The sequence below is a fragment of the Sphingomonas azotifigens NBRC 15497 genome, assembly GCF_002091475.1.
Taxonomy (GTDB): domain Bacteria; phylum Pseudomonadota; class Alphaproteobacteria; order Sphingomonadales; family Sphingomonadaceae; genus Sphingomonas; species Sphingomonas azotifigens.
The window spans coordinates 1-23068 of sequence record NZ_BCTR01000058.1; the positions used below are offsets into that span (position 1 = coordinate 1).

Annotated in this window: 21 protein-coding genes; 7 read left to right on the plus strand and 14 right to left on the minus strand. The window is 67.3% G+C overall.

The genetic code is table 11. The features are described 5' to 3' along the window. Nucleotides 1–109: 109 nt before the first annotated feature. The 6 genes from SAZ01S_RS17920 to mnmA form a co-directional block, all read right to left on the minus strand. Nucleotides 110–1363 (minus strand): capsule polysaccharide biogenesis protein, encoded by a 1254-nt coding sequence (locus tag SAZ01S_RS17920; RefSeq protein WP_084583648.1) that lies wholly within the window; start codon nucleotides 1361–1363, stop codon nucleotides 110–112. Further along, complete coding sequence (locus SAZ01S_RS17925; RefSeq protein WP_245824990.1) at nucleotides 1360–2931, minus strand: capsular polysaccharide export protein, LipB/KpsS family; 1572 nt, start codon at nucleotides 2929–2931, stop codon at nucleotides 1360–1362. Before SAZ01S_RS17925 ends, SAZ01S_RS17920 begins: the two co-directional genes overlap by 4 nt. Before the next feature lie 56 nt (nucleotides 2932–2987). Continuing rightward, on the minus strand, nucleotides 2988–3803 hold the full coding sequence (locus tag SAZ01S_RS17930; RefSeq protein WP_084583650.1) for a 3-deoxy-manno-octulosonate cytidylyltransferase: 816 nt from the start codon (nucleotides 3801–3803) through the stop codon (nucleotides 2988–2990). Between the two features lie 11 nt (nucleotides 3804–3814). Next, entirely contained in the window at nucleotides 3815–4783 is a 969-nt protein-coding gene (locus tag SAZ01S_RS17935) for a KpsF/GutQ family sugar-phosphate isomerase (RefSeq protein ID WP_084583651.1), read from the minus strand. Between the two features lie 125 nt (nucleotides 4784–4908). Next, nucleotides 4909–5922 (minus strand): phytanoyl-CoA dioxygenase family protein, encoded by a 1014-nt coding sequence (locus tag SAZ01S_RS17940; protein WP_084583652.1) that lies wholly within the window; start codon nucleotides 5920–5922, stop codon nucleotides 4909–4911. A gap of 148 nt (nucleotides 5923–6070) precedes the next feature. Beyond that, nucleotides 6071–7180, minus strand: a complete 1110-nt coding sequence (gene mnmA / locus SAZ01S_RS17945; RefSeq protein ID WP_084583653.1) for a tRNA 2-thiouridine(34) synthase MnmA — start codon at nucleotides 7178–7180, stop codon at nucleotides 6071–6073. Nucleotides 7181–7381: 201 nt separating this feature from the next. On the opposite strand from mnmA, the gene SAZ01S_RS17950 reads away from it, so the two are divergent. From SAZ01S_RS17950 to SAZ01S_RS17960, 3 genes are all read left to right on the plus strand, one after another. Beyond that, nucleotides 7382–7564, plus strand: a complete 183-nt coding sequence (locus tag SAZ01S_RS17950; RefSeq protein ID WP_245824992.1) for a hypothetical protein — start codon at nucleotides 7382–7384, stop codon at nucleotides 7562–7564. Between the two features lie 103 nt (nucleotides 7565–7667). Next, nucleotides 7668–7967 carry a CtrA inhibitor SciP gene (sciP, locus tag SAZ01S_RS17955; protein WP_066721323.1) on the plus strand — a complete coding sequence of 100 codons (300 nt, stop codon included), beginning with the start codon at nucleotides 7668–7670 and terminating at the stop codon, nucleotides 7965–7967. Between the two features lie 125 nt (nucleotides 7968–8092). Then, nucleotides 8093–8350, plus strand: coding sequence for a GlsB/YeaQ/YmgE family stress response membrane protein (locus SAZ01S_RS17960; RefSeq protein WP_064310489.1), 258 nt, complete (start codon nucleotides 8093–8095; stop codon nucleotides 8348–8350). Between the two features lie 68 nt (nucleotides 8351–8418). On the opposite strand, the gene SAZ01S_RS17965 is transcribed toward SAZ01S_RS17960, so the two are convergent. Next, nucleotides 8419–9147, minus strand: a complete 729-nt coding sequence (locus SAZ01S_RS17965) for an SIMPL domain-containing protein (RefSeq protein ID WP_084583655.1) — start codon at nucleotides 9145–9147, stop codon at nucleotides 8419–8421. Between the two features lie 268 nt (nucleotides 9148–9415). Here SAZ01S_RS17965 and SAZ01S_RS17970 point away from each other — a divergent pair, with 268 nt between their 5' ends. From SAZ01S_RS17970 to SAZ01S_RS17980, 3 genes are all read left to right on the plus strand, one after another. Continuing rightward, nucleotides 9416–10594: an efflux RND transporter periplasmic adaptor subunit gene (locus SAZ01S_RS17970; RefSeq protein ID WP_084583656.1), complete on the plus strand. Its 1179-nt coding sequence runs from the start codon at nucleotides 9416–9418 to the stop codon at nucleotides 10592–10594. A 12-nt stretch (nucleotides 10595–10606) separates the two neighbouring features. Next, a complete protein-coding gene (locus tag SAZ01S_RS17975; RefSeq protein WP_084583657.1) occupies nucleotides 10607–13777 on the plus strand; it encodes an efflux RND transporter permease subunit in 3171 nt (1056 codons plus the stop codon). Between the two features lie 223 nt (nucleotides 13778–14000). After that, nucleotides 14001–14999 (plus strand): LLM class flavin-dependent oxidoreductase, encoded by a 999-nt coding sequence (locus SAZ01S_RS17980; protein WP_084583658.1) that lies wholly within the window; start codon nucleotides 14001–14003, stop codon nucleotides 14997–14999. A gap of 3 nt (nucleotides 15000–15002) precedes the next feature. Here the strand turns inward: SAZ01S_RS17980 and SAZ01S_RS17985 are convergent, their stop codons facing one another. From SAZ01S_RS17985 to SAZ01S_RS17995, 3 genes are all read right to left on the minus strand, one after another. Further along, entirely contained in the window at nucleotides 15003–16310 is a 1308-nt protein-coding gene (locus SAZ01S_RS17985) for a sensor histidine kinase (RefSeq protein WP_139810134.1), read from the minus strand. A 121-nt stretch (nucleotides 16311–16431) separates the two neighbouring features. Continuing rightward, nucleotides 16432–17100 (minus strand): response regulator transcription factor, encoded by a 669-nt coding sequence (locus tag SAZ01S_RS17990; protein ID WP_064310484.1) that lies wholly within the window; start codon nucleotides 17098–17100, stop codon nucleotides 16432–16434. A 24-nt stretch (nucleotides 17101–17124) separates the two neighbouring features. Beyond that, complete coding sequence (locus tag SAZ01S_RS17995) at nucleotides 17125–17445, minus strand: hypothetical protein (protein ID WP_084583660.1); 321 nt, start codon at nucleotides 17443–17445, stop codon at nucleotides 17125–17127. A gap of 141 nt (nucleotides 17446–17586) precedes the next feature. On the opposite strand from SAZ01S_RS17995, the gene SAZ01S_RS18000 reads away from it, so the two are divergent. Continuing rightward, nucleotides 17587–19371, plus strand: a complete 1785-nt coding sequence (locus SAZ01S_RS18000; protein WP_084583661.1) for an ABC-F family ATP-binding cassette domain-containing protein — start codon at nucleotides 17587–17589, stop codon at nucleotides 19369–19371. 66 nt (nucleotides 19372–19437) lie between these two features. Here the strand turns inward: SAZ01S_RS18000 and SAZ01S_RS18005 are convergent, their stop codons facing one another. The 4 genes from SAZ01S_RS18005 to SAZ01S_RS18020 form a co-directional block, all read right to left on the minus strand. Next, complete coding sequence (locus SAZ01S_RS18005; RefSeq protein WP_084583662.1) at nucleotides 19438–19923, minus strand: PEPxxWA-CTERM sorting domain-containing protein; 486 nt, start codon at nucleotides 19921–19923, stop codon at nucleotides 19438–19440. A gap of 527 nt (nucleotides 19924–20450) precedes the next feature. Continuing rightward, nucleotides 20451–21260: an ATP-binding protein gene (locus tag SAZ01S_RS18010; protein WP_084583663.1), complete on the minus strand. Its 810-nt coding sequence runs from the start codon at nucleotides 21258–21260 to the stop codon at nucleotides 20451–20453. A 187-nt stretch (nucleotides 21261–21447) separates the two neighbouring features. Next, a complete protein-coding gene (locus tag SAZ01S_RS18015; protein WP_084583664.1) occupies nucleotides 21448–22323 on the minus strand; it encodes an LOG family protein in 876 nt (291 codons plus the stop codon). Nucleotides 22324–22362: 39 nt separating this feature from the next. Continuing rightward, nucleotides 22363–23055 (minus strand): extensin family protein, encoded by a 693-nt coding sequence (locus SAZ01S_RS18020; protein ID WP_084583665.1) that lies wholly within the window; start codon nucleotides 23053–23055, stop codon nucleotides 22363–22365. Nucleotides 23056–23068 lie beyond the last annotated feature (13 nt).

The following is a 23068-nucleotide window of genomic DNA, read 5'->3' on the forward strand; positions in this document are numbered from 1 at the left end:
CTGAGAGGCGAATGGATCCCGGCTTTCGCCGGGATGACGGGGAGAGGCTGGAGGAGTCGGTATCAACGCAGCCTAGTATTAGAGCGTCTTCGCCCAAGGCGAAAACGCTCTAGACCAACAGCGCCGTCTCGCGCACCATCCCGATATCCTCGGTACCTTCGCCGAGCAGCCGGTCGATGCTGTTCGCGACCAGTGTATCCGTCGCCGACTGGCTGGCGAGACCGCCGCGTACCAGGCAATGCGCATGCAGAACGCGGCGAAAGGCATCGTAGAGCGCCATGTCGGGCGCGCGGGGGGCTTCCCAGAACCGGTCGAGATGGCCCTGATGGGTCACGCCCGGAACATCGTAGATCGCGTCGCCCAGCACGATCACCGGCTTGCCGGCCGAGAGCGCGAGCGTGCCCGACGTGCTGTTGACGCACACCATGCCCCGCGATTCGCGTGCCAGCCGGGCGAGATCCCCGCCGTCGAGATGATGGACCCGGTCCTCGATGCCGAGCGCCTTGGCGCGCTTGCGCAGGAAGGTCCGCCAATTATGGAAGCCGCAGTCGAGCGGATGTTCCTTCACCAGCAGATGCGCGTCGGCGGGGGCGCAGTGCGCGAAGCTGTCGAGCACATAGTCCGCCGCCGTCATCATCGTGCCGAACGGCGAATGCTCGCGGATCTGGTAGTCGCCGGTCAGCTGCAGCGGGAAGAGGAAATAGGGCTTGTCGGCGACGGTGGCCAGCGTCGCCTGGGCCTGGCGGGCGCGGCGCCGGCTGAGCGCGAACTTGCGGATCCAGCCCAGCCCCTCGACGATGATGATGCCCTTGCGGTGCGACCGATAGAAGGGGAAGCGGAAGCGGCCGGTAACGACGCGGTGATAATACCAATAGGAGTCGCGCGCGCGGCGCCCGAAGCTGGCGGTGATCGTGGGCAGATCGGGAAGCGGCGGAAGGTCGCGCGCGCGGGCGCGCAGCACGGCCGGATCGCGATCGAGCGTCGAATGGCCGTTCACGCCGTCCGGCTCCAGTGTCATCCAATCGGGCCGGATATAGCCTTCTTCATATACATGGATCGCGATGCCGCGCAGCTTGGCCAAGCGATGCGCCGCCAAGTGCATGGGGCGACAATCGCCATAGAGAACCAGATCGGTGATATCGTGTTCGCGCACGAACCGATCGAAGAAGATCGGCCACGCTGCCATCCGCCCGCGATAATCGACCGCGCCCACCGGCCAGTCATACCGGTCCCCGCCGTTCAGGTTGATTCGATGAACCGCGCAGCCGCGCGATTCGAGTTCGCGGCTCAATTGCCAGAAGAACGGGCCCGGCGGTCCCTGCAGAAAAAGAAAGGATCGCCGTAACGGCCGCACATGCTTCATTGCCCGGTTCCCCTGCGCGTGACCGCGCGTCTAACCTTCCCTTGCAACGTACGCAATCGTTCCAGCATCGTCGGCGTCGCCGCAACGTCAGCGATCATGCGCTCGACCAATATTTCCACCGGGCAGGGGAGTCGGGTGACGGGATCGAGGTAGCGCGGGTACAAAATCAATACTGCCGCCACCAGTTCGGCGAGACTGCGGCGTGCGGTGCGCCGTGCGGGAACCGGGCCGAGATCTTGGGTCAGCCCCCAGCCGGCGTAGAACGGGACGCCATGGGTGACGACGTGCTTGCCGCGCAGCAGCGCCTCGAATCCCGCGAGCGAGGTGAGGACATGCAGCCCGTCGACCATGTCCAGCAGCGCGGAAATCGGCGCGTCGCGCTCGATCTGGTCGGCATGGAGGCGGGCGACCGCATCGTCGATCGCGCCCTTGCGATGGCCGGCCTCGACATCGGGGTGGGGCTTGTAGATCAGATAGGCATCGGGTTCGGCGGCACGTGCGGCGACGAGCAGGTCGAGATTGGTCTTGCCCGGGGCGCCGCACTGGACCGAGCGATCGTCCTCGACCTGGCCGGTGACCAGCACGTGGCGCCGGTTGCCCGCCGGACGGGGAAGGCGCGTGCCGCTCCGGCCATATTTGCTGAGCCCTGCGGTGACGATGCGATCGACCAGCGCCTCCGCGCGGGCGAGCAGGGCGGGCGCGAAGTCGCCGCGCTCGATCAGCGTCTCGAGGTCGCTCGGACGGGTCGGATCGAAATGCACGCCGCTTCGGTCCACCGCGATCGACAGGGGCGGCACGCAATTGGCGCCGAGCCCGACCGATCGGACGAATCCGTCCTCGATCTCGCCGACCGGCGCACCCTCGGCTTCGACCTGTCGAAGCATCGCGGGGGGCACCCGGGTGCGCCATAGCAGCGTGGTGCCGTGCCGTGCGCTGCCTGCCCGATAGCTGGGCCCGTTGCCGCCGCTCCAGAGCAGGGCCTCTACGGTTTCGCGTTTCCAGCCGGCGACGCCAAGCACGCGTGCAACGTCGCGGTTGCCGTCGATGAGGCTGCGCCATTCGCCGAGCAGGGTCAGGATCGACGCGATCGGTGCGGGTGCACCGGTAAATGGATCGCGGTAGTCCTGTCCGGCCAGCAACTCGGCCGCGACGACCTTCTCCAGCATCCCCGGATCGCTGCCATCGCCCAGCGCGGCGAAGCGGCCCGCTCCGAACACCTGCAGTGGCCGCCCGGCCAGCGCTGCCACCAGCGCGATTTCATCCTCGGCATCGGCGAACACCGTGTGCGCGCACTCCACAAGCCACCACGGATCGACGGCACCGATCGCATGTACGCCGGCCGCCGTCGGACCCATGGTCAGCCCGCGCGCTGCCGCACCGGCAGGCGCGGCAGCGAGCATCGACCGCAACTGGGCAGCCGAGCGTGGCGCGAAAAGCAGGTTTCGCGCGGGCGGCAGCTCGGGCTGGGCCTCCCAGAACGCGCCGCCGACCCGGAGCGTTCGCAGTCGTGCGATTACCACCGCCGGGTCTGCGCGCTTCCGGTCGGCAGCGGGCGTCGCGAGCGGCACAATTCGCGCCCGCGGAAAGGGAGGCACACGCAGAAACGCCGGCGCCGGCCGCGCCATCAAGCGATTCCGCGGGCGGCGAGCGTTGCTTCGATGGGCGCGAGGTCGGTCGGGTTGTTGAGCTCGATCGGGTCCCAGCCGGGGGCGGCCAGCGCGATCACGTCGATCGGGATGCCGTGGTGCAGGAAGCGAAGCTGCTCCAGCCCCTCGGCCTGTTCGGCGGGCGAGGGCGCCAATGCCGGATAACGGCGCAGCGCCTCCGGCCGATAGGCGTAGAGGCCGAGATGCAGCAGCACCGGGTTGGTGCCGTCCTGCGGCGGCTCGGGCAGGAACGGCAGCACGCGCTTGGAGAAATAGAGGGCCCGGCCGGCTGCGTCGGTGATCACCGTCGTGCCGCCGCTGCGTCCGGCCGCCTGATCTGCAAGCAGATGGGTGTAGACCGTCGCCGAACAGTGCATCGCCACCGTGGCGACGGCGCAGTCGGGATGGTCTTCCATCCACGCGGCCAGCGCCGTCACGAAGTCGGGCGGGGTCAGCAGCGCGTCGCCCTGGAAGTTGATCACATAATCGGGCGTGATCGCGAGCGCCTCGATCGCCGCGGCGACGCGCTCGGTACCGTTTGCGCAATGTTCGGGCGTCATTACCGGGGCTTCGCCCAGCGTCCGCACCGCCTCGGCGATCCGCGCGTCGTCGGTCGCGACGTGCAGCGGCAGGTCGCGCCGCGCGGCATGGGCGGCGGCGATCGTGCGGGCGATCAGCGGCTGCGCCGCACCGCTCGCGCCGCGAATCGGCGCCAGCGGTTTGCCGGGGTAGCGCGAGGAAGCATAGCGCGCCGGAATCACGATCACGCCGCCGGGCTTACGGTCCGTTTCCATGGCGGTTGCGCTCAGGCCCCGAGCCGGAGGTCGTGGATGTGCAGCAGCCCCCAGGGGCGGCGCGAGTCGGCCCTCTCCATCACGAACAGCACGGTGATCTTGTTATCCTGCATCCGCGCGATCGCTTCGTCGACGGTCGCGTCCTTGGTAATCGTCACCGGATCGCGCGTCATCAACTCGCCTGCCACGGCCAGCAGCATGCGATCGAAGGAGCGCCGGAGGTCGCCATCGGTGATCACGCCGATCAGATTGCCCGCCGCGTCCACAACCCCGGCGACGCCCTTGCCGCAGGAGGTCATCTCCAGCACCACGTCGCGCGCGCAGGTTTCCGTCCGCACCAGCGGCAGCGGTTCGATGCGGCGGACCAGTGCCTCCAGCGTCTGCAGGCCCCAGCCGATCCTGCCGCCGGGGTGCCAATGGGCAAGCTCGTTGCGCGAGGTGCCGTGCTTGCGCATCGCGGCGACCGCCAGCGCGTCGCCCAGCGCCAGCATCATCGTGGTCGAGGTGGTGGGGGCGACCCCTTCGGGGCAGGCCTCGCCGCAATCGGGGAGCACGAGCGTGATCGAGGCGTTGCGTGCCAGCATCGACTTGGGCCCCGCCGTCATCGCCACGACCGGGATGGCGAGGCGCTGGGCATGGGTCAGCACCGCCATGACCTCCGGCGTCTCGCCCGAGTTGGACAGGACCAGCAGCACGTCGCCGCTGCGCATCATGCCCAGGTCGCCGTGCGACGCCTCCCCCGGATGCAGAAAATAGGCGGCGCTGCCGGTGGCCGAGAGCGTTGCCGCGATCTTGCGCGCGATGTGGCCGGACTTGCCCATGCCCGCCAGGATGATCCGGCCCCGCGCGCCGACCAGTAGATCGACGGCAGCCGAAAAGTCGCTATCCAGTCGATTGGCAAGCATCGTCAATGCAGCCGCCTCGGCGCGGATGACCTCGGCGCCGTGATCGATGGTGGTCTGTACGCTACTTACTTCCATGCCCGTCCCCTGGTGATTTCCTCGCGCCCACTTCAGATACAGCAAGCATCCGACGCGGCGGTTTCAATCACGCGTTTGGCGCATTTCGCACTCGGCAAGCGTTGACGCAAGTCCAACCCGCCAACTCAATCATCTAGCGCCAACTTGTTGCCACTAGGTTGCCAAGGCTGCCCAGCCCAGTTCTGGAAGCGGTCGCGCAGGCGCCACATCATATCTATCCGCCGTTCCGCGATGCCGGGGATGCTGAGCAGGTCGGCGCCGGTCCAGGGAACGAACGGGTTGCGGCGGCTGAACGACCATAGCTCCAGTCGGCGGCTCGGGCGGGTGGCGGCGACGCGGGCGTGGAACCCGCAGGTATCGGCGACGACCAGCGTGTTGGCCGGCACCGGGAAGCGCTGCGCCGCGGGTAGGCCAAGGCCGGGCAGTTCGTCCGGCTCGACGCGGAGCGAGCCGCGCGCGGAGAGGAAGTCGCTGCTCGCGTGCGCGTCCAGGCTGCGGGCATGTTCCCACGCGAGCCGCGCGGGGGTGAGCCGGTGTGAGCCCGGGACGTACGAAAAGGGCCCGTCCGCATCCTCGACATCGTTGAGGAAGAACCAGGTCTTCAGCGTCGGGTGGAAGGTGTCGGCGTGCAGCCGCGTCTGCGGATCCGGATCGGGGACGTCGCTGTCGGTGAGGATCGTCTGGATATAGTGCAGCGGCTCGCTGCGGAAGCTGCCGACATAGCGGCACAGCGCGCGAAAGCGCGGGTCGCGCAGCAGAGACTGTGCTTCGGGTATCTTGCGCAGGAACGCGGGGCTGATCGCAATGCGTCGGGTGATGGTGTTGCCCTGGCGCATCTCGCGCGTGGCGAAGCGCTGCGCCAGCACCGCATCCCGCAGCCCGGCGAAGATCGCGGGTGGCAGGAAATCAGGCACGATGACGAAGCCGTCGCGATCAAACGCCGCGCGGTCCGCTGGCGACAGGCCGGCGGCAAGGCGCGCGCGCCGCAGCCAGGCGAGACGATGCGCAAGCTGAACCCGAGCACGGTGCAGGCCCAGTGCATTCAGACGTGGCGAGCCGATGAGGGGATTATCGCGAAACGACTTGGCACCGGTAGCAAGTTGGGCAACCCACCAGGGGGCGGCCAGCATCGAAGACATGCAGGGTCTCACTTGAACGCGATGGTAGGTGATCCATCCGGTTGCTGCGGCGCACTCTCAGTAGTTCCGATCCGCTAAAAAACCGATACGGTCAAGCTGCAGACCTTCGCTTCAGCGCAATTTGGCCGACGCCTGTCGCTTTGGTGCATCAGGCTGCAAGTGCTTGTGCGCGCTCCGTTTCTGCGATCCAGCCGCCGCCCAGCACCCGGTCCCCGGCATAGAGCACCGCCGCCTGGCCGGGTGCGACGCCATATTCGGGAGTCTCGAACACCACCCGGTCGCCCTCCATCCGCGCCGGCACCGGCTTGGCGAGGCTGCGCACTTTCGCGGTCATCGGACCGCGATAGTCGCCGGCGAGCCAGTTGATCCCCTCGATCCGCGCCGCGCCGACCGCGAGCGCGCGACGTGGGCCGACAACGACCCGCTTCGATTCGGGCTCAAGGCGAAGGACGTAATAGGGCTCCGCCGCGCCGCCAATTTCCAGCCCGCGGCGCTGGCCGACGGTGAAGTGAATCAGGCCGCGATGCTCGCCGAGCTTGGTCCCCGCCTCGTCGACGATGTCGCCACTGGTTTCGGCCTCGGGGCGCAGCTTCTTCACCAGCGTCGCATAATCGCCGTCGGGCACGAAGCAGATGTCCTGGCTGTCGGGCTTGCCGGCGACACCCAGGCCCAGCTCGGCAGCCAGCGCCCGCACCTCCGGCTTGGGCAGGCCGCCCAGCGGGAAGCGGAGGAAATCGAGCTGGCCAGCGGTGGTGGCGAACAGGAAATAGCTCTGGTCACGCGCCGGATCGGCGGCGCGATGCAGTTCGGCGCCCTCCGGCCCCACAAGGCGGCGGACATAATGACCGGTGGCGAGGCAATCGGCGCCGAGATCGCGGGCGAGCGCGAACAGATCGGTGAATTTCGGCCCCATGTTGCACTTTACGCAGGGGATCGGCGTGCGACCGGCGAGATACTCGTCGGCGAAATCGTCGATCACCTGGCTTTGAAAGCTGCTGGCGTGATCGAACACGTAATGCGCGATGCCCAGCTTGTCGCATACCGCGCGCGCGTCGCGGATGTCGCGGCCGGCGCAGCAACTGCCGGCGCGGCCCACCGCTTCGCCATGATCATAGAGCTGGAGGGTGATGCCGATCGTCTCGGCGCCGCTGCGCGCGGCGAGCGCGGCGACGACGGAGGAATCGACGCCGCCCGACATGGCGACGACGATGCGCCGCCCGGAGAGCGGCTCGGCAAGCTGGAAATCACCGGGGGTCATGCCCGCCCAGATAGGGCATGCCCGCTCCGGATGCCACCCGAGTCCTGCGGAAACCTGCAGGGAACCGAAGTTAAACGAGCGTTTTCACGGCCTTTACGGGCCCTTCAGCACTCCCGCGCTATACTGCGAGATCGAAGGACGACTGGAAACGCATTGGTGGACTTGAGTTTTGCCCGTTCGAACCGCGAGTTAGCGGCTGCCATGCTCCCCACGGGGCTGGCGGTGCTGATGGCGGTGGTGACGAGCCGGCAAGCCGCCAGCCCCACCGCGCGGATCCAGACCCGCCTTTCGATGCCGATCCCCGTGGCGGCGCTGCTCGCGCCGGCCGATGGCTGTTTCCATCGTGCCGTCGCAGCCGCGCTCCACCGCTGGGGAGAGGAGTGAAGGCCGCGTTTACCGTGCCATTTTAGCCGATGTTCAAGGCAGGCGGGTACAGGTCGTTTCACGGTTGCGTAACAGGGGCGCCCGGCCCCGAAGAGGTTGGTAGATGATTGAGAACCAGAAGATCCGTCCTGCGAAGGTGATCGGTCCGCTCGGCGAGCCGCTGACCCTGGACTCGCTGCCGCCGCCCAACACCACCCGCTGGGTGGTACGGCGCAAGGCCGAAGTGGTCGCCGCCGTCAATGGCGGGCTTCTGACCGTGGACGAGGTGTGCGATCGCTACGGCCTCACCGTCGAGGAATTCGCCGGCTGGCAGCGCGCGATCGATCGCTCGGGCATGCCGGGCCTCCGCGTCACCCGTATCCAGCATTACCGTTCGCTGTACGAGCGACAGCAGAAGTTCTGATCTCGCCTGGGAGACCCGATCGAAAGTTCCCTTGACAACGCAAAATATCGCGTCGGAACCAAACTGACCATTTGTGAATTTTCCTTTGCGTCGCCCGGGTCGCCGGGCAAGTAAAGGAGGGACGAATGGTAGGCTTTATCGTTTGGCTCGTCATCGGCGGCGTCGTCGGCTGGCTTGCGAGCATCATCATGCGGACCGATGCCCAGCAGGGTATCTTCCTGAACATCGTCGTCGGCATCGTCGGCGCCTTCGTCGGCGGACTGCTGTTCGGCGGCAACATCAACAGCGGCGTGATCACCCCGATGACCTTCCTGGTCTCGCTGGTGGGTGCGGTCATCCTGCTGGCGATCGTCAACCTGGTGCGTCGCGGCGCGGTGCGCTAAGCGCCCCTCGTCGACCAACCAACAAAAAGGGCCGTCCCGCGGGGGCGGCCCTTTTTTTGTTGTCCGGTTTACTTCAGCAGGAAGCGCACCGAGACGCTGGCGGTGATCTTCTGCTCGCCCGGCACGATCGCGGTATCCGCCCCCGCCATCACCGCCTTGCTGCGCATCAGCATCGGCATGGGCATCTGCGGCACCGGTGCGCTGCCCGCTTCCGAGATCAGCAGGATGCGCTCGACCTTCAGGCCCGCCGTCTGGGCATAGAGCGTCGCCCGCGCCTTGGCCTTGGCGATCGCATCGCGCCGCGCCTCGTCGAGCGCACCCTCCTCGTCCGCGATCGTCAGGTTCGGGCCGGCAATGTTGTTCGCCCCCTGCGCCACCAGTGCGTCGAGGATCGTGCCGCTCTTGGCGATCTCGCGGAAGCGCACCGTCAGCTGGTTCGATGCCTGGTAGCCGGTGATCACCGGCGGCTTGTTTTCCTGATAGCGATATTGCGGCGCGAGGTTGACCGCGCTGGTCTGCAGGTCGCGCTCGGCCACGCCCGCCTTGCGCAGCGCGCCCAGCACCGCCGCCATCCGCGCGGCATTCTGCTGCATCGCCTCGCCGGCAGTGGGCGCGGTGGTGACGACGCCGGCCTGGATCAGCGCCAGATCGGGTACGCGGGTGCTCGTCCCTTCGGCGACGAGGTCGAGCACGGTGCCGTCGGCCGGGATCGGCTGGGCGGTCGCGCCCGTCTGCGCAGACGCCGGGACGGCGACGGCGATCGCGAGCAGCGCGGCGAGCGGCAGGGTGCGGATCATGGGACGTTCCTCCTGTGGTTTGTCGTCTCTACGGACCGGCTTGTCGCCGCCTGCGGACGAACGCAGGCTGAACGACCTGGCCCAAGCAAACGATTGGCGTTATTTGCAGAGCACTGCATGGACCATGCTTTTTCTTGGCCGTGACTTGCGTCGCCCCGAACAACCGGGCATTTCGACGTGCTGCATCATCCCGGTCTTGTCGCCGGTGATATATTCCTATAATACAGTTCGGCAAGGGGCGCATCGCCGCTCTCGACGAGGTGGGCGCATGAATTACGAGGCAGGGATGTTGGATCGGCAGGAGCGACTCGGTTTCGAGGGGGAACCGGCGCGTCGCGGGCGGCGCTGGCTTTGGATCGGCCTGGCCGCATTCGTGCTGGTCGTGGTCGCCGGCTTCCTGATGATGCGGCCTGCCGCGAAGCCCGTGCCGGCCGCCAAGGGCGGCAAGGCGCAGAGCCAGCTGCTGACCGTCACCGTCTCCGCGCCCGGCCAGCAGGTCATCTCGACCATCGTCACCGGTACCGGCAGCCTCGCCGCCAAGCGCGAGATGCCGGTGGGTGTCGCCGGCGAGGGCGGCCTCGTCACCCGCGTGCTGGTCGATGCCGGCAGCTGGGTCCGGAAGGGCCAGGTGCTCGCGGTGGTCGATCGCTCGGTGCAGGCGCAGACCGCCGAGTCGCTCGCCGCGCAGATCCGCGTCGCCGAGGCCGATGCCAAGCTCGCCCAGGCGAACCTGGAGCGTGCGCAGCAACTGGTCGGCAACGGATTCATCTCGCGCGCGGACATCGATCAGCGCACCGCCACCCGCGATCAGGCGCTGGCCCGCGTCCGCGTCGCCAAGGCGCAGCTCGCCGAAACCCAGGCGCGCAACCGCCGGCTCGACATCCGCGCGCCCGAAGCCGGGCTGGTGCTCGCCCGCCAGATCGAGCCGGGCCAGATCGTCAGCTCGGGCTCGGGCACGCTGTTCCGCATGGCGATGGACGGGCAGTTCGAACTGCGCACCCAGCTGTCCGAAGCGGACGTGCAGAAGCTCCATGTCGGTGCCCCGGCGGAAGTGACGCCGGTCGGTACGCAAACCAGCTTCAAGGGCCAGGTGTGGCAGGTCTCGCCGGTGATCGATCCGACCAGCCGGCTCGGCATCGCCCGCATCGCGCTGCCCTACAACCCGGCGCTGCGCCCCGGCGGCTTCGCCAGCGCGCGGATCGTCGCCGGCGCGGTGACGTCGGTGATCCTGCCGCAATCGGCGGTGCAGAGCGACCAGCAGGGCGCCTATGTCTACATCCTCAACGACAAGGACGAGGCGGTGCGCCGCGACGTGAAGACCGGCGACGTGTCCGATCAGGGCGTCCGGATCGTCGGCGGGCTCACCGGCAACGAGCGTGTGGTGATGACCGCGGGTGCGTTCCTCAACCCGGGCCAGAAGGTCATACCCCAGCTCCAGAAGAAGTAAGGGATCGGCGCGATGAGCTTTCGCAACATCTCGGCCTGGGCCATCCGCAACCCGGTCCCGCCGATCGTGCTGTTCCTGTTCCTCACCATCGCCGGGCTGGTCAGCTTCAGCCGGATGGACGTGAACAACAGCCCGGACATCGACTTTCCGATCGTCTGGATCTCGATCAGCCAGCCCGGCGCCGCGCCGAGCGAGCTCGAAACGCAGATCACCCAGAAGGTCGAATCCGCCGTCCGCAGCCTGCAGGGGATCGACGAGATCAACTCGACGGTGTCCGAAGGCAACAGCCAGACGGTGGTGCAGCTGGCGATCGGCACCCCGATCGATCGCGCCGTGGAAGACGTGCGCAGCGCGATCCAGCAGATCCGCGGCAACCTGCCCGACGGCATCCTCGAGCCGCAGGTCGGCCGTGTCGACAGCGCGAGCAGCAACGACATCGCCAGCTTCACCGCGACGGCGAGCGACATGACCGTCGAGCAGCTTTCCTGGTACATCGACAACAGCGTGTCGAAGGAATTGCTGTCGATCAGCGGCATGGCGGCGGTGCAGCGCAACGGCGGCGTCAGCCGGGAAGTCAGCGTCGTGCTCGATCCCGTGAAGCTGGCGAGCTTCGGGCTCACCGCGAGCCAGGTGAACCAGCAGCTGCGCCAGGTGAATCTCAATGCGGCGGGCGGCCGCGCGCAGATCTCCGGTTTCGAACAGTCGCTGCGCGTCGTCGGCAACGCCAAGGACGCCTATTCGCTCGGCCAGACCCAGATCGCCACCGGCAATGGCCGCACCGTGCGCCTGGCAGATATCGCGACGGTGAAGGACGGATTCGCAGAACGCCGCAACTTCGCGCGCTATGACGGGCATCCGGTGATCTCGTTCGATATCCAGCGTGCCAAGGGTGCCTCGGACGTTACCATCTTCGAGGAGTCGCAGAAGAAGCTTGCGGCGCTCGAAAAGGCCAACCCGAAGGTCCATTTCGAGCTGCTCGACAATTACAGCAAATACGCCAAGCAGCAGTTCGACACCGCGATGGAGGCGATGATCGAAGGCGCGGTGCTCGCCGTCGTCGTCGTGTTCCTCTTCCTGCGCGACTGGCGGGCGACGGTGATCTCGGCACTGGCGATTCCCCTGTCGGCGATCCCCAGTTTCTGGTTCATGGACATGATGGGCTTCACGCTCAACCAGATGACGCTGCTCGCGCTCAGCCTGGTGGCCGGCGTCCTGGTCGACGACGCGATCGTGGAGATCGAGAACATCGTTCGCCATATGCGGATGGGCAAATCCGCCTATCAGGCGTCGATCGACGCGGCGGACGAGATCGGCGTTGCCGTGCTGGCGACGACGATGTCGATCGTCGCGGTGTTCCTGCCGGTCAGCGTGATGCCGGGCATTTCCGGCCAGTTCTTCAAGAATTTCGGCCTGACGGTGGTTGCCGCCGTGCTGATGTCGCTGGCGGTCGCCCGCATGCTGACACCGATGGTCGCGGCCTATTTCCTGAAGGCGCACGGCCATGTCGAACATGGCGGCGGGCCGGTGATGCGCCTCTATGTCCGGCTGCTCGAATGGACGCTGATGCATCGGTGGGCGGCGATCCTCGGCTATGTGCTGTCGCTGGCAGGGACGATCCTGCTGCTCGTCACCATGCCGCAGACCTTCCAGCCCGCGCAGGACCAGGACAGTGTGACCGCGACGATCGAGATGGTGCCGGGCACCACGCTCGATCAGACCGATCGCGTCGTCCAGCAGGTCGCTGCGATCCTGCGCGCCGAGCCGGGCGTGCAGCACACCTATGCCCGCACCCAGGTCGGCAGTGGCCGCGTCACCGCCGATCTGGCGGAGAAGAAGAGCGCCGAACGCAAGGAAACCAGCACCGAGTTCGAGAAGCGCGTGGCGCCCAAGCTGCTCGCCATTCCCGATGCGCGGGTGAATTTCCGCTCGCAGTTCGGCTGGGGCTCGACCGGTCGCGACCTGACGGTGACGCTGGGCGGCGAGGATCCGGAACTGCTCAACAAGACCGCGCTCACGCTGATGAAGCAGATGGAGGGCCTGAAGTCGGTCGTCGCGCCGCGCATCTCGGGCGATCTGCAGCGCCCCGAGATCGTGATCTCGCCGCGGCTCGATCTCGCCGCCGATCTGGGCGTGACCACCGCCGCGCTGTCCAACGCCATCCGCGTCGCGACGCTGGGGGATATCGAGCAGAACAGCGCGAAATTCTCGCTATCCGACCGCCAGATCCCGATCCGCGTCGCGCTCGACCAGGATTCGCGGACCCGGCTCGACACGCTCCAGAACATGCGCGTGCAGACCCAGACCGGCGGCTCGGTGCCGCTCTCGGCGGTGGCGGACATCCGCTTCGCCGCCGGGCCGACCAAGGTCGAGCGACTCAACCTGCAGCGCCGCCTGGTGGTGGGTGCCGATCTCGCCATGGATCCGAAGACGGGCAAGCCCTATGTCTCGGGTGACGTGATGAAGGAGATCCACAAGCTCCCGATCATGCAGCACCTGCCGGTGGGCGTGGCCGAAATGACGGTGGGCCAGGCCAAGTGGCAGGGCGAGATGATCCAGAACTTCATCGTCGCGCTGGCCTCGGGCATCTTCCTGGTCTTCGCGGTGATGGTGCTGCTGTATCGCCGCTTCGTCTCGCCGATCGTCAACATGGGCTCGCTGCTCAACGCGCCGCTCGGCGGGCTGATCATGCTGGCGGTCCTGGGCATGCCGGTGAGCCTGCCGGTCTATATCGGCATGCTGATGCTGTTTGGCATCGTCGCCAAGAACTCGATCCTGCTCGTCGACTTCGCGCTGGAGGAGATGGAGAAGGGCGTGCCGAAGATGGAGGCGATCATCGATGCGGGCCGCAAGCGCGCCCAGCCGATCGTGATGACCACGATCGCGATGGTGGCGGGCATGGTGCCGACCGCGCTCTCGCTCAACGGCGACTCGTCGTTCCGCGCGCCGATGGGCGTGGTGGTGATCGGCGGCCTGATCGTCTCGACCTTGCTCACGCTGGTGATCGTGCCGGCGCTGTTCAGTCTCGCGGTGGGGCTGGAGGGCTGGCTCGGTCCGCGGCTCTCGCGGCGGCTGCTCACCTATCGTCCGGGCGACGATGGCAGCCGCGTGCTCGGGCCGGCAGCAGGGCCGCATGGGGCCATCGACCACAAGCCCGGCGACGACGAGGTCCAGCCGGCGGAGTGAGGGCCCCTACAAATCCCCCTCCCGCTTGCGGGAGGGGTTAGGGGAGGGTGAGAGAGGGTAGCGGGCGACTCTGTGCGAAGGAGGGCTTGGGCAGCAGCGCTCCTTCTTAAGCGTTCGCGCTCGCTTCCAGCACGCACCCTCCCCCTGCCCCTCCCGCAAGCGGGAGGGGAGTTGAAGGACTAACCCTCTGGCAACGCTGCGCCGGCGTCCCCACATCCCTGCCATGACCGCATATTCCCTGCTCGATCTGGTGCCCGTCGTCCAAGGCGGCACCGTGGGCCAGGCGCTCGCCAACGCCGCCGACCTCGCCGCGCATGCCGAGAAGCTCGGTTTCCAGCGCTACTGGATGGCCGAGCATCACGGCATGGAGGGCATCGCCAGCGCGGCGACCGCGGTGGTGATCGCGCATGTCGGCCATGCGACCAGCACGATCCGCATCGGCGCGGGCGGGATCATGCTCCCCAACCATTCGCCGCTGCAGGTGGCCGAGGCGTTCGGCACGCTCGACGCACTGTTCCCCGGCCGCATCGACCTCGGCTTGGGCCGCGCGCCGGGCTCGGACCAGCGGGTGTCCGCCGCGATCCGCCGCAACCTGTCGAGCGACGGCAATGACTTCCCGCAGGACGTGATGGAGCTGCAAAGCTATCTCGCCGATGACGGCCGCACCGGCATCCGCGCGACCCCGGGCGCGGGCGCGGACGTCAAGCTGTGGATCCTCGGCTCCAGCACCTTCGGCGCGCAACTCGCCGCCGCGCTGGGCCTGCCCTATGCCTTCGCCTCGCATTTCGCCCCGGGGCTGCTCGACGAGGCGATCGCGGTCTATCGCCGCAACTTCCGCCCGTCCGCGGCGCTCGCCAAGCCGCACGTCATGCTCGGCTTCAACGTCTTCGCCGCCGACAGCGACGAGGAGGGCGAATATCTCGCCAGCTCGCAGCAACAGGCGTTCGTCGCGATCCGCACCACCGGGCGCGGTATCCAGTTGCCGCCGCCGGTGCGCGGCTATCGCGAAAGCCTGGGCACGCAGGGCAATGCGGTGCTCGACCATGTGCTGTCCGCCTCGGCGATCGGCGGCCCCGCCAAGGTGCGCCGCGAAATCGAGGCCTTCCTCGATCGCACCCAGGCCGACGAGCTGATGCTCACCAGCGCGATGTTCGATCATCAGGCCCGCAAGCGCAGCCTCGAGATCGCCGCGGAGGCGATGCGGGCGGTCGAGCCGGCCTGAGGCTCAGCCCGCGGCGGGCAGGCGGAGGCGGACGAGCAGGCCGCCCAGATCGTCGCTCTCTTCCAGGCTGACGGTGCCGCCATAGATTTCGGCCACGTCGCGGACGATCGCCATGCCGAGCCCGGTGCCGGGCTTGCCGGTATCGAGCCGCACGCCGCGATCGAAGATGCGGATGCGATCGGCCTCGGGGATGCCCATGCCGTCATCCTCGACCAGGATCTCGACAAAGCCCGACTCGAGCCGCGCCGTGACGAACACGCTGCCGCCGCCGTACTTGGCGGCATTCTCGACGAGGTTGCCGAGGATCTCGTCGAGATCCTGTCGCTCGATATGCGCGACCGCGTCCTTCACTCCGTCCACGTCGATGCGGACATTGGGATAGAGCCGCGCCACCGCGCGCTCGACCGCCTCGATCGACGGCCATACCTCGGCGCGGCTGTGCGCGCTGCCGCGGCGGCCGACCGCGCGGGCGCGGGCAAGGTGGTGGTCGATCTGCCGCCGCATCGTCCGCGCCTCGCGGATCACGGTGTCGGGCAGGTCGGCCTGCCCTGCGGCCGCCGCGTTCATGATCACGCTGAGCGGGGTCTTGAGCGCGTGCGCGAGGTTGCCGGCATGGCGCCGCGCCTCCTCGGCCTGGCGGTCATTATGCTCGACCAGCGCGTTGAGTTCGTCCACCATCGGTCCCACCTCGGCCGGCATCGGCCCGCCGACACGCTGGGTCCGCCCCGCGCGCAGGCTAGCGATTTCGCGCCGCACCTTGCGCAGCGGGCGCAGGCCATACCAGGTCTGCAGCGCGGCCATCGCCACCAGTCCCAGCCCGAGCAGCGCGAAGCTGCGCACCAGCGTGCGGCGCACCGTGGCGATCTGCGCGTCGAGCACGTCGCGGCTCTCCGCCACCTGGAAGCGCCAGCGTACCGGTGACCCGGGCAGGGTCAGGTCGCGCTCGGCGATGCGCAATTTCTGGTCGGCAAACTGGTTGCTGTCGTAGAAGTGCATCTCGCGGTCGTTGTGCACCTCATCGGCCTTGAGCCGCCGATCCCAGAGCGAGCGTGAGGGGAAGGGCTCGAACCCCTTGCCGCTGATCTGCCAATAGGCACCCGAATTGGGTTCGAGGAACCGCTGGTCGGCGAGTTCGCGGTTCATCACCACCTCGCCGTTCGATCCGACCTCGGCAGAGACGATCATCGACGAGACGAGATAATCGAGCTGGTCGTCGAAGTTGCGGGTGATCGCGCCGGTCAGCACCCGGTCGAGCGCCAGCCCTCCGCCGACGAGCAGCAGCAGGATCCACGCCGTCGCCACCAGCAGCATGCGCCGGCTGACCGATCCGGTGACCCGCACCGGCCGGTGCCCGCGCGGGCCCGTCTCGGCAGGCGCGGACGCCGCTTCGGGTTCCTCGCCGGAGATCAGCGTCGCGTCCACGCAGCGCGCCTCAGGTGAAGCTGGCTTCGTCCAGGCTGTAGCCCAGGCCGCGGATGGTGGTGATCACATCGGCGCCCAGCTTCTTGCGGATGCGCGTGACGAACACTTCGATCGTGTTCGAATCGCGATCGAAATCCTGGTCGTAGATATGCTCGATCAGTTCGGTGCGGCTGACCACCTTGCCCTTGTGGTGGAGCAGGTAGCTGAGCAGCTTGTATTCCTGCGCGGTCAGCTTCACCGGCTCGCCCGCCTTGGTGACCTTGCCCGAGCGGGTATCGAGGCGGATGTCGCCGGCGGTCAGCTCGGCCGAGGCGTTGCCCGAGGCGCGGCGGATCAGCGCGCGCAGGCGGGCGATCAGTTCCTCGGTCTGGAACGGCTTGGCGACATAATCGTCGGCGCCGGCATCGAGGCCTGCCACCTTGTCCGACCAGCTGTCGCGCGCGGTGAGCACCAGCACCGGCATGGTGCGGCCTTCCTTGCGCCAGCGGTCGAGCACGGTCAGCCCGTCGATCTCGGGCAGGCCGAGGTCGAGGATGATCGCGTCATATTGCTCGGTCGAGCCGAGGAAATGGCCTTCCTCGCCGTCGGTCGCGAGGTCGACGGCATAGCCCGCGCCCTCGAGCGCGGTGCGCAGCTGGATCCCGAGATTGGGTTCGTCCTCGACGATCAGAAGTCGCATTCGCTGTCCCGTCCTTTTCTAGTGTCAGCTGCCCATGCGGCGCAGGATCTGGCCGGTATGGCCGTCCACCTCGATCCAGATGACCGATCCATTGCGCAGGAACTTGAGTGTGTAAACGTCGTGCTCGGGGTCATAGTCGAATCCGAGATATTGCGCGCCCGGCATCTTCGGAATCACCCGCCGCTCGATCTCGCGCGCGGGCAGATTCTGGCCGCGAAGCCGCCGCTCGCGTGCCGCACGCTGGCCGTCATCCTGCGCCGCGCCGATCGGGCGCGCGATGACCGGGCTCGTGAGCGCGAGGCTCGCAAGACACGCGATCAGAACGGGTTTGACCAACATCGGCATCGGAATGGCATAGGGTCCGGGCATTGAATAGCCCCTGAACATGAACGTCAGCCGCGGTTCGGCAATTGTGGCATTGGTGCATCGGCCTGTCCCGCACCTGTACGCTTGCGGGGGCGCCCGCCGCCTCCTAGGTGCTGCACCATGGCTGCTCCGGTGCTTTCCTATGAAGGGCTGGGTCTCGTTCAGGGATCCGGCTGGCTTTTCCGCAATCTCGACCTGCATGTCGGCGAGCGCGATCGGCTCGCGCTGATCGGCCGCAACGGCGCGGGCAAGACGACGCTGCTCAAGCTGATCGCCGGCGTGATCGACAGCGACGAGGGGCGGCGCACGATCGTGCCCGGCACCCGCGTGATCCTGCTGGAGCAGGAGCCGCGCATGGCCGGCTGCACCACGCTGATGGACTATGTCCTCTCCGGCGACGACGCCCCTGCCCAGCACGAGGCCGAGGCGATCGCCGACCAGCTCGGCATCGACCTGTCCCGGGAGGCGGCGACGGCCTCGGGCGGCGAGCGCCGCCGCGCCGCGATCGCTCGCGCGCTGGCACAGGATCCCGACGTGCTGCTGCTCGACGAGCCGACCAACCATCTCGATCTCGGCGCGATCGAATGGCTGGAAGACTGGCTGACGCGCTACAAGGGCGCCTTCGTCGTCATCAGCCACGATCGTACCTTCCTCACCCGTCTGACCCGCCAGACGCTGTGGCTCGATCGCGGTTCCATCCGCCGCGCCGAGATCGGCTTCGGCGGGTTCGAGGCATGGACCGAGCAGGTCTATGCCGAGGAGGAGCGCAACGCCCAGCGGCTCGACGCCAAGCTCAAGATCGAGGAACATTGGCTCCAGCGCGGCGTCACGGGCCGCCGCCGCCGCAACCAGGGCCGCCTGTCGAAGCTGAAGGAAATGCGCGCCGAGCGCGCCGCGATGACCGGCCCGCAGGGCACCGCCGCGCTTGCCACTGCCTCGGACGGCAACCAGACCAAGGTGGTGATCGACGCCAAGCACGTCACCAAGCGCTTCGGCGAGCGGACGATCATCAAGGACCTGACCTTTCGCGTCACCAAGGGCGACCGGATCGGCATCGTCGGATCGAACGGCGCGGGCAAGTCGACGCTGCTCAAGATGCTCACCGGCGAGTTGCAGCCCGACGAGGGCAGCGTGAAGCTGTCGCAGACGCTCGACGCGATCATCATCGACCAGCAGCGCAGCCTGATGGCGCCGGACAAGCGGGTGCGCGACGTGCTGGCGGACGGCGGCGACTGGATCGACGTGCAGGGCGCGCGCAAGCACGTCCATGGCTATCTCAAGGAATTCCTGTTCGACCCCAGCATCGCCGAGGCGCGGATCGGCACGCTCTCGGGCGGCGAACGCTCGCGCCTGCTGCTCGCGCGCGAATTCGCCCGGCCGTCCAACCTGCTGGTGCTCGACGAGCCGACCAACGATCTCGACCTCGAGACGCTCGACCTGCTCCAGGAAGTGATCGCCGATTATGCCGGCACGGTGCTGATCGTCAGCCACGACCGCGACTTCCTCGATCGCACGGTGACGGTGACGCTGGGCCTCGACGGCAGCGGCACGGTGGACGTGGTGGTCGGCGGCTATGCCGATTGGGAAGCCAAGCGGCGGCCACGGATCGAGGCGAAGAAGGCGAGCAAGCCCGCCGCCGCTGCACCCGCTCCCGAGGCGCCCAAGCCGCGCACCAAGCTCAGCTACAAGGACCAGCGCGATTACGAGCTGCTGCCCAAGCGGATCGAGGAGATCGACCAGACGATCGCCCGCGACGAGGCGGCATTGGCCGATCCGGCGCTCTACACCAAGGATCCGGCCAAGTTCGCAAAGCTGAGCGAGGGCATCGCCAAGCTGCGCGAAGAGAAGGACGCGGCCGAGATGCGCTGGCTGGAACTCGCCGAGATGGTCGAGGGCTTGGGCTAAAGCGGTCCAAAAAAAAGCCCCGCCGGAGGGTTCCGACGGGGCCGATATGGCGGGAGCTGGAATCGGTCAGCGGTTCGCGTAGCGGACTCGCACCGAACGGCGGGATGCGCGGAGCAGGCCGCCCATCAGGCCGAAGCCGGCGATCATCATCGCCCAGCTTGCCGGTTCCGGCACGGCGCTGATGGCGATCGACGAGAAGGTCGTGCTGCCGACACCCTGGGTCGTCAGCGTCAGTATCGCAGGCGTATTCTGGTAGCCGGCAAAGCGGAGCGTGCCCCATGCAAAAATGGCCAAGTTCGGCTGGGGAATCGTGCTCTGCTGAACGGAGTTGATCGACACGAGATCGAACGAGGCTCCGTTGTTGAGCTGTATGAAATTGGAGATAGGGCCCACTGAGAAGTTCGGCAGATCCTTGATCGTGCCGCACAAAATACATGAAAGACCCGAAAAAGTGCCGCTGCCCAGGGCCGACGTTATCTGCGCAGGCACACCTAGGCCGGTATTGCCAGGGCTAAGCAGCGAGAAGAAATCCAGCCCTGTCGCCTTCGCCATGCTGGGGTCGCCTACCGGCCTTACGGGCCCGTCAACGCTGAAGCCTCCGATGATATAGGCCGCTTGTGCAGATGGTGTTGCGATCAGCAAAGCTGTCGCAGTGACAAGCGTGGCACGTATACGCATGTTCGTTACCCCCATGTTCGTAAGAGATTACGCAGCGCGACTCGATTATGCTTAGGCTTGAGTTGAGAGTAACTTGGCTGCCCACAGGTACAATGATCTTACATACTGCATATATATGCAGGTACTCATGTTGCACTGCTTCTCTAAATGGGGCTTTCGGGGGCGTGATCTTGTTCCGCAGCTCGATGCCGGATTTGGCAACGATCAGCGGCAAGGGACGGTAGTTGCTTATCTGTTATACAAAACAGCCACGGATTGTGCGGGTGCTGTCTACTGCAGGCGGTTTGTGCATTCGCAGCATTGTGCCGCTGCAGACGCGCACGCCGTCCCGCCCGTCTGTCTCATTGTGAGACGGATCGGCAAAATTCATTCCAGATTGGGGGAATCGGGGTCCGTTTCGGTTAGAGGCGCTTGCCCTGGCGTCCCGCGAGTTCAACGACATAGTGCCATGCAACCCGCCCAGATCGGCTGCCGCGGCGCGTCGCCCATTGGATTGCCTCGGCAGGGTCGAACGTCAGCCCGTGCGCCTCGGCATAGCCGCGCACGATCGCGACATAGGTGTCCTGGTCGACGACATGGAAGCCGAGCGAGAGCCCGAAGCGATCGGCCAGCGCGAGATCGTCGTCGATCGAATCGCGCGGGTTGATCGCGCTTGCCTGCGCCTCGATGTCGCGCGGCAGCAGATGGCGGCGGTTCGAGGTGACCAGCAGGCGGCAATGGGCGGGCCGCGCCTCCGCGCCGCCTTCGAGCAGCGAGCGCAGCGCCCGCGCATCGGCGGCGGCGTCGAAGCCGAGATCGTCGAGGAAGATCGCGAACGGCCGATCGGTGCGCGCGAGCAGCGCGAACAGGTTGGGCAGCGTGTCCAGATGCGTGGTCGCCGCCTCGACCAGCGCCAGCCGCCCGCCCTGTGCCTGCACCTCGGCCACCGCGCCCTTGACCAGCGCCGACTTGCCGGTGCCGCGCGCGCCCCACAGCAGCACGTCCTGCGCGGCATGGCCGGCGGCGAGCCGTTCGAGATTGGCGAGCAGCGCCGCCCGCTGCTTCTCCACCCCCTGCAGCAGCGCGAGCGGGGTGGGGGCGAAGCTGCGCGCCGGCACGAGGTCGCGCCCGCGCCATACATAGGCGGGGTGCGCTTCCAGATCGGCAGGCGGCGCGGGCGGCGGCGCCAGTCGTTCGAGTGCCTCGGCAATGCGGGTCAGCGGATCGGTCATGGCTGGGCTATAGCGCAGCTTCGATCCAGCGCGAGAGGAAGGATCATGGGATGGCCTTGCCGAAGGCGCGTTGGCCCCTATTTGTTCTCATGTCGGGCAACCCCGACCGCTCTTTGATCCTGCAAGCTCGAGGCTCCCCGCCCAGATGCGCGCGGAGAGCCTAAACTTCCTAAACTTCGGGCAGCGGTCAGGCGCCCGAACGTTCCTTGCTGCGCCAGAAGTCCTGGACGATGTCCCAGCCTTCCTCGGCGGTTTCGCAGAAGCGGAACAGGTTGAGGTCGCGCGGCGAGATCACGCCCTCGTCGCACAGCGCCTCGAAGTTGACGACGCGGTTCCAGAATTCCTTGCCGTAGAACAGCACGGGGATCGGATCGACCTTGCCGGTCTGGATCAGCGTCAGCAGCTCGAAGCTCTCGTCGAAGGTGCCGAAGCCGCCCGGAAACACCGCGACGGCCCGGGCATGCAGCAGGAAGTGCATCTTGCGCAGCGCGAAATAGTGGAACTGCATGCTCAGGCCCGGCGTCACATACGGGTTCGGCGCCTGTTCGTGCGGCAGCACGATGTTGAGTCCGATCGTCTCCGCGCCGACATCGCGCGCGCCGCGGTTCGCCGCTTCCATGATCGACGGGCCGCCGCCCGAGGTGACGACGAAGTGCCGCTTGCCCGCGGTGTCTACCGGGAAGTTGCTCGCCAGCCGGCCCAGTTCGCGCGCGACGTCGTAATATTTGGACTTGGCGACCAGGCTTTCGGCGATGCGCTTCTGCTGCTCGGTCTCGGCAAGCGCCAGCACCGCCTCGGCCTTGGCAGGCTCGGGGATGCGCGCGGAGCCGTAGATCACGAAGGTCGAGGCGATGTTCGCCTCGTCGAGTAGCAGCTGCGGCTTGAGCAGCTCCAGCTGGAAGCGCACCGGCCGCAGGTCCTCGCGCAGCAGGAAGTCCATGTCCTGGAAGGCGAGCCGGTAGGCGGGGTGCTCGGTCTGGGGCGTGCCGGTGGCGGTGTTGGCAGCTTCGGCTTCCTGCTGGGCAGGGCGGAAGACGCGCGACGGGACTCTCGTATCGCTCATTACCGGCGGATTAGGCGCATCCGCTCCGCTTGGAAAGCGTCAAGCGCAGAACGGTCCGCGCCCCATGTCGAGGTGGAAATGGTCGTGGTGGACGTAATTATAGTTCGGGCTCAATACGGTAGCGAAACGCCTGCAGGCGGAGGCGTGGATCGTTTCCAGGAAGCGCTGCACGGCCGGATCCTGATTCTGCCAGTCCTTGAGGATGGTGATCCGCCGCCCGTCCCTCAGCACGAAGCCCGAGACGTCGACGGCGTTGGCGCGGCCATGTTCGGAAAGCTTGGTCGACGCCTGCGGACTGCCGACGATGGCGCGGCAGACATAGGTTCCGAAGGTGTCGACGCGGACCAGGTCGCTGCCCAGAATCTGCCGGGCGGCGGGCGCGACGGCATATTGCACCCAGCCGGTAAAGGCGCGGGCGAGCGGGCAGCGCATCCCCTTGATGCCGCCGACCGGTACGCCGATGTCGATCAGCTGCACCGCTCCCTCGACGATGCAGCCGCCGCCATAATCGCGATCGGGCATCGCGCTGAACCGCACGCCCGCGCGCGACAGATCGGTGAAGCATTGCTGGGTCTCGCGTGGTGTCGGCCGATTGAGCGTGATCGGCGGGCTGCCGCGGGGGCGGGTGGGGGCAGGTGCAGGCCGCTTGTCGCCGCCGCCGCCGAAGATGCAGGCCGACAGCAGCAGGGGCAGCAGCAACACCGTCAGCGAAAACGCGCGCGCGACACTCATGCCCGCAGGATAG